This is a genomic window from Streptomyces sp. CNS606 (genome assembly GCF_000426325.1).
On record NZ_KE384521.1, the window covers coordinates 321513 to 334278 of the forward strand.

The 12766-nt window shown below is 69.5% G+C and carries 12 protein-coding genes; 6 read left to right on the forward strand and 6 right to left on the reverse strand.

The features are described from left to right. Positions 1 to 6: 6 nt before the first annotated feature. From yidC to K304_RS0122145, 6 genes are all read left to right on the forward strand, one after another. Positions 7 to 1095, forward strand: coding sequence for a membrane protein insertase YidC (gene yidC, locus K304_RS0122120; protein ID WP_027765491.1), 1089 nt, complete (start codon positions 7 to 9; stop codon positions 1093 to 1095). Positions 1096 to 1111: 16 nt separating this feature from the next. Continuing rightward, the gene (locus K304_RS0122125; RefSeq protein ID WP_027765492.1) at positions 1112 to 1612 is read left to right on the forward strand and encodes a R3H domain-containing nucleic acid-binding protein; all 501 of its coding nucleotides are present in this window, start codon (positions 1112 to 1114) and stop codon (positions 1610 to 1612) included. Then, positions 1609 to 2328, forward strand: a complete 720-nt coding sequence (gene rsmG / locus K304_RS0122130) for a 16S rRNA (guanine(527)-N(7))-methyltransferase RsmG (protein WP_027765493.1) — start codon at positions 1609 to 1611, stop codon at positions 2326 to 2328. Before K304_RS0122125 ends, rsmG begins: the two co-directional genes overlap by 4 nt. Positions 2329 to 2592: 264 nt before the next feature. Further along, positions 2593 to 3669, forward strand: coding sequence for a ParA family protein (locus K304_RS0122135; RefSeq protein WP_078529525.1), 1077 nt, complete (start codon positions 2593 to 2595; stop codon positions 3667 to 3669). Further along, entirely contained in the window at positions 3666 to 4817 is a 1152-nt protein-coding gene (locus K304_RS0122140; RefSeq protein ID WP_027765495.1) for a ParB/RepB/Spo0J family partition protein, read from the forward strand. Before K304_RS0122135 ends, K304_RS0122140 begins: the two co-directional genes overlap by 4 nt. A gap of 65 nt (positions 4818 to 4882) precedes the next feature. After that, positions 4883 to 5500 (forward strand): GNAT family N-acetyltransferase, encoded by a 618-nt coding sequence (locus K304_RS0122145; protein ID WP_027765496.1) that lies wholly within the window; start codon positions 4883 to 4885, stop codon positions 5498 to 5500. 110 nt (positions 5501 to 5610) lie between these two features. On the opposite strand, the gene trxA is transcribed toward K304_RS0122145, so the two are convergent. The 6 genes from trxA to murJ all read right to left on the reverse strand — a co-directional run bounded on the left by trxA (position 5611) and on the right by murJ (position 12766). Then, positions 5611 to 5940 carry a thioredoxin gene (trxA, locus tag K304_RS0122150; RefSeq protein WP_027765497.1) on the reverse strand — a complete coding sequence of 110 codons (330 nt, stop codon included), beginning with the start codon at positions 5938 to 5940 and terminating at the stop codon, positions 5611 to 5613. A gap of 81 nt (positions 5941 to 6021) precedes the next feature. After that, the gene (gene trxB, locus K304_RS0122155) at positions 6022 to 7005 is read right to left on the reverse strand and encodes a thioredoxin-disulfide reductase (protein WP_027765498.1); all 984 of its coding nucleotides are present in this window, start codon (positions 7003 to 7005) and stop codon (positions 6022 to 6024) included. Positions 7006 to 7181: 176 nt separating this feature from the next. Further along, a complete protein-coding gene (locus tag K304_RS34205) occupies positions 7182 to 7640 on the reverse strand; it encodes a hypothetical protein (protein ID WP_486591772.1) in 459 nt (152 codons plus the stop codon). Positions 7641 to 8113: 473 nt separating this feature from the next. Further along, positions 8114 to 8800 (reverse strand): RNA polymerase sigma factor SigM, encoded by a 687-nt coding sequence (gene sigM, locus K304_RS0122165; RefSeq protein WP_027765500.1) that lies wholly within the window; start codon positions 8798 to 8800, stop codon positions 8114 to 8116. Next, a complete protein-coding gene (locus tag K304_RS30660; RefSeq protein WP_486591773.1) occupies positions 8742 to 10586 on the reverse strand; it encodes a protein kinase family protein in 1845 nt (614 codons plus the stop codon). The genes sigM and K304_RS30660 overlap by 59 nt, the downstream gene beginning before the upstream one ends. A gap of 161 nt (positions 10587 to 10747) precedes the next feature. Then, positions 10748 to 12766 carry a murein biosynthesis integral membrane protein MurJ gene (gene murJ / locus K304_RS0122175; protein WP_027765501.1) on the reverse strand — a complete coding sequence of 673 codons (2019 nt, stop codon included), beginning with the start codon at positions 12764 to 12766 and terminating at the stop codon, positions 10748 to 10750.

Sequence of the window (12766 nt, forward strand, 5' to 3'; positions counted from 1 at the left end):
GACACGATCGATTCGATCCTCGGTCCTCTGTATACCGCCGTTTCCTGGATCATCGTCCAGTTCCACAAGCTGTACAGCCTCCCCTTCGGGGAGGCCAGCGGGTGGGCCTGGGGTCTGTCGATCATGTCGCTGGTGATCGTGATCCGGATCGCGCTGATCCCGCTCTTCGTGAAGCAGATCAAGTCGACGCGGAACATGCAGGCGCTCCAGCCGAAGATGAAGGCGATCCAGGAGCGGTACAAGAGCGACCGGCAGCGTCAGTCCGAAGAGATGATGAAGCTGTACAAGGAGACGGGCACCAACCCGCTCTCCAGCTGCCTGCCGATCCTGGCGCAGTCACCGTTCTTCATCGCGCTCTACCAGGTGCTGAACAAGATCGCGAACGACCAGAACGTCGGCGTGATGAAGGGCGACCTGGTCGAGCAGGCGCGTACGGCGAAGATCTTCGGGGCACCTATCGCGGCGTCGTTCATGGACACGGCGGCCGAGGTGCGCGACCTGGCGGCGAACCTCACCGACGTGCGGGTCGTCACGGTCATCATGATCCTGCTGATGTCGGCGTCGCAGTTCTTCACGCAGCGCCAGCTGATGACCAAGAACGTCGACCTGACGGTCAAGACGCCGTTCATGCAGCAGCAGAAGATGCTGATGTACATCTTCCCGGTCATGTTCGCCGTCTTCGGCATCAACTTCCCCGTCGGTGTCCTGGTGTACTGGCTGACCACCAACGTGTGGACGCTGGGCCAGCAGATGTACGTGATCAAGCGCAACCCGACGCCGGGCAGCATCGCCTTCCAGCAGCGTCAGGACAAGCTGCGCGCCAAGGGCAAGATCAAGGAGGACCCGGCCGAGGTCGAGGCGAAGCGCGCCGTCGAGGAGGCCCGGGCCAACCGCACCCAGCCGAAGCGTCAGAGCAAGTCGCAGCGGTCCTCCGCCGGCGCTCAGCAGCAGCCTGCGGTGAAGAAGACCGCCGGTGCCCCGCAGGAGGCGGGAGGCCAGGGCGGCGGCGGTGGCCAGAAGTCCGCAGCCGGTGGCCGCAAGCCCCAGCAGGCGCACGGCAAGAAGAAGCCCCAGTCCGCGAAGTCCAAGAAGTAAGAACAGGAGTCCATCAGTGACGGACACGACCGCCGCAGAGGGCACCGACACCCTGTCCCGTCTGGAGCAGGAAGGCGAGATCGCAGCCGACTACCTCGAGGGGTTGCTCGACATCGCCGACCTGGACGGTGACATCGACATGGACGTGGAGGCCGACCGTGCCGCCGTCTCCATCATCGGTGACGGCCCCGCGCGCGACCTGCAGAAGCTGGTGGGCCGGGACGGCGAGGTGCTGGAGGCGCTTCAGGAGCTGACTCGGCTGGCCGTGCACCGGGAGACCGGTGACCGGAGCAGGCTGATGCTGGACGTCGCCGGCTTCCGGGCGCGGAAGCGCGAGGAGCTCACCGAGCTCGGTACCAAGGCTGCCGAGGACGCCAAGGGCTCCGGCGAGTCGGTGAAGCTGAGCCCCATGTCCCCGTTCGAGCGCAAGGTCGTGCACGACGCGGTCGCCGCCGCCGGTCTGCGCAGCGAGTCCGAGGGCGAGGAGCCGCAGCGCTGCGTGGTCGTGCTGCCGTGAACGAGCAGCCGTCCGAGACGGAGGAGCTCGGCGAGGCACCGGAGGCGGCGCGGAAGTACTTCGGCGACCGTTTCGGGGACGCTGTGCGCTACGGCGAGCTGCTGGCCGACGTCGGCGTGCGGCGCGGACTGATCGGCCCGCGGGAGGTGCCGCGGCTCTGGGAGCGGCACCTCCTCAACTGCGCGGTGCTCTCCGAGGTCGTTCCGGATGGCGTGACCGTCTGCGATGTGGGCTCCGGTGCGGGACTTCCGGGTATTCCGCTGGCGCTGGTGCGCCCGGATCTGCGGATCACCCTGCTCGAACCACTGCTGCGGCGGACCACGTTCCTTCAGGAAGCGGTGGAACTGCTGGGCCTGGACCACGTCACGGTCGTGCGCGGCCGGGCGGAGGAGGTCCTCGGCACGCTGAAGCCCGTCCACGTGGTGACCGCGCGCGCGGTCGCACCCCTCGACCGGCTCGCCGGCTGGGGGGTGCCGCTGCTGCGGCCGTACGGGGAGATGCTGGCTCTCAAGGGGGACACGGCCGAGGAGGAGCTGAAAGGAGCGCGTGCCGCTCTGCAGAAGCTCGGTGTTGTGCAGACGTCGGTGGTCCAGGTGGGCGAGGGTGTGGTCGATCCGCTCTCCACCGTGGTGCGCGCCGAGGTCGGGGAGAGTCCTGGCGGGATCCGGTTCGCGGCCAAGAGGGCGAAGGCGGCACGCGGGAAGCGGCGCCGGTAGTCCGGGTAGAGGCGTCCGGTTACGCCTAAAAGCGCCAAAGCATATGCATTGCGGAGTGTCGTCCACGGTGCTGCCGCACGCGGCGGCATCGTGTTTCACGTGAAACGACGCTCGCTGTTGCAGGGAATCATCAGCCGTGGTCGTGCGGCCGCCACTCCACGTGACCGCAAGCCGCTGGACGACCGTTCCGCGCCCTCGGAGTCGCCTCCGGTGACGGATTCATCCACAGGTAGGCGGGGCTCGCTGGTTCACGACCCCGAAGACATGGCAGTCTGTGAAGCTCACGAAGGTACTGCCGAGGAGAGTGAACCGTTGCGGTCCGACGCCAACCTCGCGGGGCCGATGGCCGACCCGGTCCCCGGTCCCCGTACCGAGTCCGGGGATGTTTCACGTGAAACCCCGCCCCCGATGGATGTGTCGTCCGGCTATGAGGGTGACCCCTCCGCTCCGGTCGGCCGGGCGGCGCAGCAGGCCGTCGAAGCGATGACCCGTGCCGGCGAAGGATTGCCGAGGCCGGAGCAGACCCGTGTGATGGTGGTCGCCAATCAGAAGGGCGGCGTGGGGAAGACGACCACGACGGTGAACCTGGCGGCCTCGCTCGCGCTGCACGGGGCCCGCGTGCTGGTGATCGACCTCGACCCCCAGGGCAACGCTTCGACCGCATTGGGGGTCGACCACCACTCGGAAGTGCCGTCCATCTACGACGTCCTGGTGGACAGCAAGCCGCTGTCCGACGTGGTGCAGCCGGTCCCCGACATCGAGGGGCTCTTCTGCGCACCCGCCACCATCGATCTCGCCGGTGCGGAGATCGAGCTGGTGTCGCTGGTCGCGCGGGAAAGCAGACTGCAGCGGGCCATCTCTGCCTATGAGCAGCCGCTCGACTACGTGCTGATCGACTGCCCTCCGTCGCTGGGACTGCTCACGGTCAATGCATTGGTCGCCGGTGCCGAGGTGGTCATCCCGATCCAGTGCGAGTACTACGCGCTGGAAGGGCTCGGACAGCTGCTGCGAAATGTGGAGTTGGTCCGTGGTCACCTCAACCCGGACCTTCATGTCTCCACCATCATCCTCACCATGTACGACGGCCGGACCCGACTGGCCTCTCAGGTGGCGGACGAGGTGCGCACTCACTTCGGCAAGGAGGTGCTGCGCACGAACATCCCGCGGTCGGTCCGGATCTCCGAGGCTCCCAGCTACGGTCAGACGGTCCTGACGTACGACCCCGGGTCCAGCGGCTCCCTCTCCTACCTCGAGGCGGCCCGCGAGATCGCGCTGCGCGATCCGCACGCGCAGCAGAACCATTCAGCACAACAGCACGGCATGCCGGAGGGGACGCAGTGAGCGATCGACGTAGAGGACTGGGGCGTGGACTCGGCGCCCTCATTCCCGCTGCCCCGCAGAGCGGTGAGCCGACCGAGCGTCCCACGGTGAGCGGTAACGGCGCGACGTCCCCGACGGCGGTTCCCCTGCTGCCCTCCGAGCGCGGTGTGGCGGCTGCCAAGGCGGCATCACGCACGGATGGGGAGGATGCACGGCATCTCAACGGCGCCGGAGAGCCCGCGAGTGCCGGCGCGGCACAGGCCGAAGGGGTCGAGGGTGTTCCCACCGGTGCCCACTTCGCCGAGCTGCCGCTGGACGCCATCACGCCCAACCCGCGGCAGCCGCGCGAGGTGTTCGACGAGGACGCCCTCGCCGAACTGGTCACCTCGATCAACGAGGTCGGTCTTCTCCAGCCCGTCGTCGTACGTCAGCTGGGCCCGGAGCGCTATGAGCTCATCATGGGTGAGCGGCGCTGGCGGGCCTGCCGGGAAGCCGGCCTGGAGGCCATTCCGGCGATCGTGCGGGCGACGGAGGACGAGAAGCTTCTCCTGGACGCGCTGCTGGAGAACCTGCACCGCGCGCAACTGAACCCCTTGGAGGAGGCGGCGGCGTACGACCAGCTGCTGCGTGACTTCACGTGCACACACGACCAGCTCGCCGATCGCATCGGGCGGTCGCGCCCTCAGGTGTCCAACACCCTGCGTCTGCTGAGGCTTTCGCCGCCGGTGCAGCGCCGGGTGGCTGCGGGCGTGCTCTCGGCCGGCCACGCACGAGCCCTGCTGTCCGTGGACGATGGCGAGGAGCAGGACCGGCTGGCCCATCGCATCGTGGCCGAAGGGCTCTCGGTGCGTGCGGTCGAGGAGATCGTGACCCTCATGGGGTCGAAGCCGAAGTCGTCGGGGCGCGCCAAGGGGCCGAGGGCCGGCAAGCGGCTGTCCCCGGCGCTGGACCACCTCGCCGGGCGGCTGTCGGACCGCTTCGAGACCCGGGTGAAGGTCGATCTGGGGCAGAAGAAGGGCAAGATCGTCGTCGAGTTCGCCTCGATGGAGGATCTGGAGCGCATTCTGGGTCAGTTCGCTCCGGGTGAGGGGCGGATGCTCAGCGAGCAGTTGGCGCACCGCGAGAGTGTCGAGGGCGCCGAGAGCGAGGGAGACGCCGAGGACGTGTGAGCGGTCGCCTGCCGCTCGTTCTGCTGATACCGGACGAATCGACGCCCCATGGATACGATGTCTCCATGGGGCGTCAGCTTGTTCCGCTCACGCTGGACAACCTTCCGGATCTGCCGAAGCGTTGCCGTGGCTGCGTCTTCTGGGAGTTGGATCCGGTCAGCGGTGAGGCAGCCGTCAAGGCCGGGCATCCGGATCTGGAGAAGGAGGCCTGGATCTCCGCAGTCCTGCTGGAGTGGGGGTCGTGCGGCCGGGTCGTCTATGTCGACGAGGCGCCGGTCGGATTCGTGTTGTACGCACCGCCGGCCTATGTGCCGCGTTCGACGGCCTTTCCGACGAGTCCGGTGTCGCCGGACGCGGTGCAGTTGATGACCGCGTCGCTGCTGCCCGGTTACCAGGGGCAAGGGCTGGGACGGGTGATGGTGCAGACGGTGGCCAAGGACGTCTTGCGCCGCGGGTTCAAGGCGATCGAGGCGTTCGGGGACGCCCGCTGGACGGAGCCTGCCTGTGTGCTGCCTGCCGAGCACCTGCTGGCCGTCGGCTTCAAGACCGTGCGGCCGCACCCGAGGTTTCCGCGGCTGCGGCTGGAGCTGCGCTCGACCGTGTCGTGGAAGGCCGATGTGGAACGCGCACTCGACCAGTTGCTGGGGGCGGTCCAGAAGGAACCGGCGCTGCGGCCCCTCTGACGACGTCGCCCGGCAGCGGTCCAGCACGAGAGGACATGTTTCACGTGAAACACCTGCGGGCCGTCACACCGGTGATCGGTGTGACGGCCCGCAGTGGGTTTCTGGGGTGTTCAGCCGATGAAGTCGGCCAGGTCGCGTTCGATGGCGGCCTTCGGCTTGGCGCCGACGATCGTCTTGACGACCTCGCCGCCCTGGTACACGTTCATCGTCGGGATCGACATGATGCCGTACTTGGCGGCCACGCCCGGGTTCTCGTCGATGTTGAGCTTGACCACGGTGAGCTTCGCACCGTGCTCCTCGGCGATCGCCTCCAGCGAGGGGGCGATCTGACGGCAAGGGCCGCACCAGGCAGCCCAGAAGTCGACGAGTACCGGCTTGTCGCTCTTGAGAACGACCTCGTCGAAATTGGCGTCGGTCGCGGTCACGGTGGCACCGGCCATGGGTTCTCCTTTGTCGTGTCCAGCTGTGGGGCGCTGTGGTCTGCTGACGGGCTTGCGGGGTGGACGGACGACGCTCGGCCGTCAGACGGCCGCGGTCTTCTCCGGCTCTGCCGCCTCTTCGGGCGCGGTGGCGGTCATCGAGGCCAGGTAGCGTTCGGCGTCCAGCGCGGCGGCGCAGCCCGTGCCGGCGGCGGTGATGGCCTGCCGGTAGGTGTGGTCGACGACGTCACCGGCAGCGAACACACCCGGGATCTTGGTGCGGGTGGAGGGGGAGTCGACCGTCAGGTATCCCTCCTCGTCCAGTTCGAGAACGCCCTGGAAGAGCTCGGTGCGGGGGTCGTGGCCGATGGCGACGAACAGGCCCGTGACGGGAAGCTCGGACGTGTCGCCGGTCTTGGTGCTGCGCAGGGTCAGGCTGGAGAGCTTGCGGTCCGTGTCGTGGATCTCGGCGACCTCGCTGTCCCAGGCGAAGCTGATCTTCTCGTCGGCGAAGGCCCGCTCCTGCATCGCCTTCGAGGCGCGCAGGGTGTCGCGGCGGTGGACGACGGTGACCGACTTGGCGAAGCGGGAGAGGAACGTGGCCTCTTCCATGGCGGTGTCTCCGCCGCCGACGACTGCGATGTCCTGGTCGCGGAAGAAGAATCCGTCGCAGGTGGCGCAGTAGGAGACGCCCCGTCCGGACAGCTCGTCCTCTCCGGGGAGACCCAGCTTGCGGTGCTGGGAGCCGGTGGCCACGATCACGGTGCGGGCGCGGTGGACGGTGCCCACGGAGTCGGTGACGGTCTTGACCTCACCGGAGAGGTCCACGGCGCTGACGTCGTCCGGGATCAGTTCGGCGCCGAAGCGCTCGGACTGGGCGCGCATCTGGTCCATCAGGTCCGGGCCCATGATCCCCTCGCGGAAACCCGGGTAGTTCTCCACCTCGGTCGTGTTCATGAGTGCGCCGCCGGCGGTGACGGAGCCCTCGAAGACCAGCGGGTTCAGCGACGCGCGGGCGGTGTAGAGCGCTGCGGTGTAGCCCGCGGGCCCCGAGCCGATGATGATGACGTTACGGACGTCGCTCACGAGAGCCTTCCTTGTCTGCCGACTGCATATCGGGCCCTCCGGCCCTGTGTCGGTCCGGAGTCGCCAGGTGGCGCTTCCACCACACCCAACCGATCCTAGGGGCCGGACATTCCCGCAGGGGTACGGCGGGGGTGACCCAGCGCGTACGTACTGCGGCAGAGCCGATATGGGACGACTCAGTCCCGCGGGAGGGTGCGCTCAAGCAGGATCTCCGCAGGAGCACCGCTGTCGTCCGTGGTGCAGGAGGAGTCCACCACGTATGCGTCCACGCGCTGCGGATCACCGGGGTGCGGCAGGACGACGAGGTAGGACGGGCGCCCGCTGTACGGTTGTCCGGGTTCGGCGGCGAGTGGCTGCTCGGGCCGGTCAATGCCTGCTCGAACACACGTCGGCACCACTGCCGGGCCGCCTGCCAGCGGAGCGTTGGACGGCGGCTTCGTCTCCGTCTTGAGGTCGGGGCCGCCCTCCGCGCCGCTCGCGGAACGGGAAAGCAGGTCCTGGACCCGCTGCTCGAGGCCCTCGGCGGCGAGCGCTCCCCCGTCGTCCGCTGCGCCCTGTTCTCCGGCTGCCGATCCCGCGTCCCCACCAGCGGAGGAGCCGCCGGTGATGCCCTGGAGCAGTGCCCCACCCAGCACGAGGGCCCCCACCGCGCCCGCGGCGGTGAGGAGAGCACGGTGGTGCCGGAACGCTCGGGCCCTGCGGCCCGGCCCGGTGGCGCTCGTCGTGCGCCGACTCGTGCGCGGGGGCCGGGAGGGTCGCCGGTGAGGGCGGGTTTCACGTGAAACATCGACTGGCTCGTCCGGCGCGGTTTCACGTGAAACGACACCAGGTTCCGCGGCATGACGCTCGGTGTCGAGGAGCGCCTCGGCCGCGAGCGCGGCGTCTATGCGTCCCGCGACGTCGTCCGGCATCCGTGATGGGCCGGGCAACGTACCGAGAGCGCCGCGGATCTCCGTCAGCGAGGCGTGGACGTCCGCGCAGAGCGGGCATTCCGCGAGGTGTGCCCGCAGCGCTTCGCCCCGGGATTCGGGTAGCAGGCCCTCGATGAGGTCGGACAGCTCGGCGACCTCCGGGTGTTCCCGGGTTCCGTGCGGCGTTGTTTCGGTTGTCACCTGCTTCCACCTCCACCCTTGACTGCGCCTGGTTCCGGGACGTCACGCCGGACGCCCTTCGCCGGTGGGACGGATGCCCCGCCGCGTGGGTTCCCTCTTCCGCTCACCTTCCGGGAATCCCGTGCCGGCGAACTGTTCGGTCGCAGGTGGGTGAGCAGAGGCAGGAGTCTGGCTCTGCCGCGTGCACAGCGGCTCTTCACCGTGCCGACGGCCACGTCCAGGACGTCGGCGGCCTCCGAGACCGGATAGCCCTGCATGTCGACCAGCACGAGTGCGGCCCGCTGCTCCGGCGGCAGCTCGGAGAGCGCGTCGATCAGCTCCCGATGGAGGTCGCTGCGCTCCGCAGGAGCCTCGGCCGACTCGTGCGGCTCGAGCATCTGCTCCAGGCGTTCGGTGTCGTCGAGGGGGGACGTGCGTCGGGAGGCGGCCTTGCGTGCTCGGTCCAGGCAGGCGTTTACGGTGATCCGGTGCAGCCAGGTGGTGACGGCCGACCGGCCCGCGAAGGTGTGGGCCCGCCGGTAGGCGGAGATCAGGGCGTCCTGAACGGCGTCGGCGGCTTCCTCGCGGTCCCCCAGGGTGCGCAGGGCGACGGCCCAGAGGCGGTCCCGATGGCGCCGTACGAGTTCACCGAAGGCATCGGGGTCGCCGCCCACGTGCCGGGCGAGCAACTCGGCGTCGCTCACCTCGGCCGGCTGCGTGCGCCCCGTACCGGTCGCCTGTTCCTCCTGCACTGCCCCACCCCCTCCCGTCGCCTGTCCGCAGTCCTCGCCGGTGCGGTCGGCCCGACACCTGGATCTCCGTGATGCGCCCACGGTAGTTGCCGTCGGTCGCCTGCGGGAGTTCCGTGAGCCAGACCAGTACGTACTGCGTGGTCACCGGTTCCCCTGCCTCGTAGGAGAGCTCCGGGCCCGTGGCCCGGGTGACCCGGTCGAAGGAATCGTAAGAGGTGGGGATGCCGACGGTGCTCTCCGGCGCCAGAAGCAGCTCGGCGGAGGTACGGCCCTCGAAGTACACCTTCACGTTGCCGACCTGCTGGCGCTTCCCCAGGTCGAGGACGAGACCGACGCCCGGCTTCAGCATGCGCAGCGGGTCGTAGTAGTTCTGCGTGTACCAGAAGGACTGCGGATCACCGTCGAAGGCCCGCATGGCGGTCTCCGGGTTCTCCGTACCGTTGCCCTCGGGGTCGAAGGTGGTGACGCCGGCGATATCGATCGGTGTGCCGCCCGTACCGTCCTCCGGTTCCTCCTCGGGCTGCGCGGAGGTGTTGTCGGTGGGCGAGTCCCGGTTCATCAGGGCCTCGGACACCTGCCAGCTGCCCAGCCCGAGTGCGGCGATGAGGAGGGCGGACACACTCCACTTCAGGACCTTCCCGGTACGGCCGGGGAGAGCGGGCGGTGTGGTCTCACCGGGGCGTGCACCGGGCCTGCCGCCCCCGCCCGCTCCTGCCGCGGGCGCGTACGTGCCGTGCTGATGCGTGGTGTGCCGGAAGCCCGGGGGTGCCGCGAAGCGCTGCTCCGGGGGCCGGATGCGGGGGAGGAGTGCCACGGCCTTGGCGAGTTCCTCAGGGGTGGCGCACGGCTGTTCCTCGCGGGAAGCGGTGGCCCCGTCGTTGACGAGGGCCCGCATGGCGAGTTCCGAGAGGCCGCGGTGGACGCCTGCCCGCACCTGGTCGGGAGGGACAAGGGTGCCCTTGGCCAGGTTGCCGACGCCGGTCAGGCCGTAGGCATCCCCCTCGTAGGGCCAGCGCTGCGTGAGGGAGGCGTACAGCAGCGTCCCGATCGCTTCCGTGTCGGTGCGCTGCGGGTGGTCGCTGGTGACCCCGCGCAGTGCGGCGCTGACCGCCAGGCCGCGGATGCGGTACTGGCCCGAGCCGGTGCGGAGCACGGAGGCGGGGGTGAGCCGGAGGTGGGAGAGACCTTCGCGGTGAGCAGCGGCGAGAGCCTGAGCGAGCTGCGTCACCAGCTGGTACGCCTCGTGCGCGGGCAGGGGTGCGCCGACGAGCAGTTCGGTGAGAGGGGTGGCGTCCGGCAGCCACTCGTGGAGGACGTAGACCAGGTCGCCGTCCTCGACCGCGTCGAGGACCTGGACGAAGCGCGGATCGCCGAGGAGAGCCGCCGAGCGGGCCGCCGCCAGCACACGCCGGGCTCGCGGATGACCCGCGGGCAGGATGTGCACTCCCACGGCACGTCGCAGCTTCTCGTCGACGGCACGCCAGCTGCTGAAGCCGTCCAGTCGGGTCACGCACTCCTCGAGGCGGTACCTCCTGGCGATCTTGTGGCCGCTGTGCAGCTCCGGGGCCGGGGGTTTCTCGGGCGCCGCCTTCTCCTCGCTGGCTCCGGTGGGGTCCTGGCTGCTGTGTTCCTCGGTTCCACCGTCGACCGTGACCTCGCCCGCCTTGCCGGCGGGCGGCGGCTCGTGTGCGCCGCCGCTGTGCGTCACGCCGACGGCAGCCGTGCTCCGTTCCGCCACCGTCGTTCCTGCCTCCCCATTCGATTGCGTCGGGTCGTCCGTCACTCAGCCCAACGACAATTGTGCCTACAGGTCGCCGTGGTGCACGACACGTGGCCGGGCGCGAAGGTTGCGTCGGCCGCGCCGAGCGCCTGAACGCTGCTGTTCGCGGGCCCTCGCGGTCATCTGCCGAGCCGCGCCCGCACCATACCGATCATGGCGTTGAGCTCGGCGATCCGCATGCGCCGGGCCGCGGCCACGAAGACCACAGCGAGGACGGCACCGCCACCCAGCAGCGCGGTGAAGGAACCGAGGTAGCCGCTGCCCAGCGCGTGCATGATGCCGTAGGCGGCGGCGCCTGCGGCCAGTGTCGCCGGCAGGCTCGCCCCGGCCAGTCGTGCGTAGGTGCGGACCACGTGGGCGCCGTCGAGATCGCCGTCGAGTTTGGCCCGCAGCCGCCGCCAGGCGATGCCGACGCCGATGATGTAGGCGAGGCCGTAAGCCCCGGCCATGCCGATCACGGCCCAGCGCGCGGGCAGCAGCAGGAAGCACAGGGCGGAGGCGGCGGCGTTGACGGCGGCCACGATGACCGTGTTGTAGAACGGCGTGCGCGTGTCCTCGTAGGCGTAGAAGGCGCGCAGCACGACGTACTGGATCGAGAACGGGATCAGACCGATGCCGAACGCCATCAGCATGAAGCCCATGTTGCGGGCGCCCTCGGTACCGGCCGAGCCGTAGATGAACGTGCACATGGGGACGCCGAGGGCGAGGAAGCCGAAGGCGATGGGGACGATGGCCACGGCGGAGTTCCGCAGACCGTGGGAGATGTCGTCCCGGACGGCGCCCGTGTCGCCGTCGTGCGCGGACCGCGACAGGCGGGGCAGCAGGGCTGCCATCACGGAGACGGTGATGATGGCCTGCGGCATGTTCCAGATGAGCTGGGCGTTGGAGTAGGCGATGAAGCCGGTGCCGTTGTGCCCGCCTTCCGTCAGGGCCGTCTCCCCCGCCGCGGTGGAGAGCTGGCTGACGACGATGACGCCGGCCTGGTTGGCGAGGACGAACAGGATCGTCCACTTGGCGAGCTTCATCGCCTTGCCCAGGCCCTGCCCCTTCCAGTCGAAGCGGGGCCGGATGCGGAAGCCCGTCGCGCGCAGGTAGGGGATCATCGCGAGCGCCTGCACCACCAGGCCGAGCAGGGTGCCCGCACCCAGCAGCCGGACGCCTTCCGGCGGGATGGTGTCGACCTGCATCCCGGAGGTGTCGGCCGCGCCGTAGACGCCGAGGAAGAGCGCCACGGTGAAGATGATGACGAGGTTGTTCAGTACCGGCGTCCACATCATGGCGCCGAAGCGGCCGCGGGCGTTGAGGATCTGGCCCATGACGACGTGGATGCCCATGAAGAAGATCGACGGCATGCAGAACCGCACGAAGGTCACGGCCACGTCGTTGGCCGCCGGGTTGCTTGCGATGTCCACGGACATCAGCCGCACCAGCATCGGGGCGGCGAGGACGGAGGTCAGGGTGAGCCCGCCCAGAATCACGGACACCAGTGTCAGGAGGCGGTTGGCGTAGGCATCGCCGCCGTCCGCGTCGTTCTTCATGGCTCGCACCAGCTGCGGTACGAACACCGAGTTCAGCCCGCCGCCCACGGTGAGGATGTAGAGCATCGTGGGCAGCGTGATGGCGATCTGGTAGGTGTCGCCGAGCAACGCCGCGCCCAGCGCGACCACGATCAGTGCGGAGCGGACGAAGCCCGTGAGGCGGGAGACCATGGTGCCGGCGGCCATGACGGCGCTGGAGCGGAGCAGGCCGGCCGCCTTGCCGCCGGAGGGCTTGCCCGTGGGTTTCTCGGGCAGCTCGTCGACGAGATCGCGTTCCTCGACGGCCTCTGCGGGGCCGGAGGCGGCCTCCGGGGCGGCCGAGGGGATCGGTGGCAGCAGCGGGAAGGTGTCGTCCTCGCGGCGCGGACCGGGTTCCTCCGGGCCGGTGCGCGGGTGCGGGGGCTGCTGCGGGTCGGGGTGGTGGTCCTGGTCCCGGTAGAGGTGGGCGAACGCGTCGCCGGGCTGCGGTGAGGTGTCCTGCCGACGGCGCGCCTGGTCCTGGGGCACCTCGCTGAAGAGCTCGTCGATCCCGGAGTAGCCCTCCGGCGACGGACCGCTGGGCGGGTTCTTGCCACGTTCACCGTCGTACGGCGCGTTCAT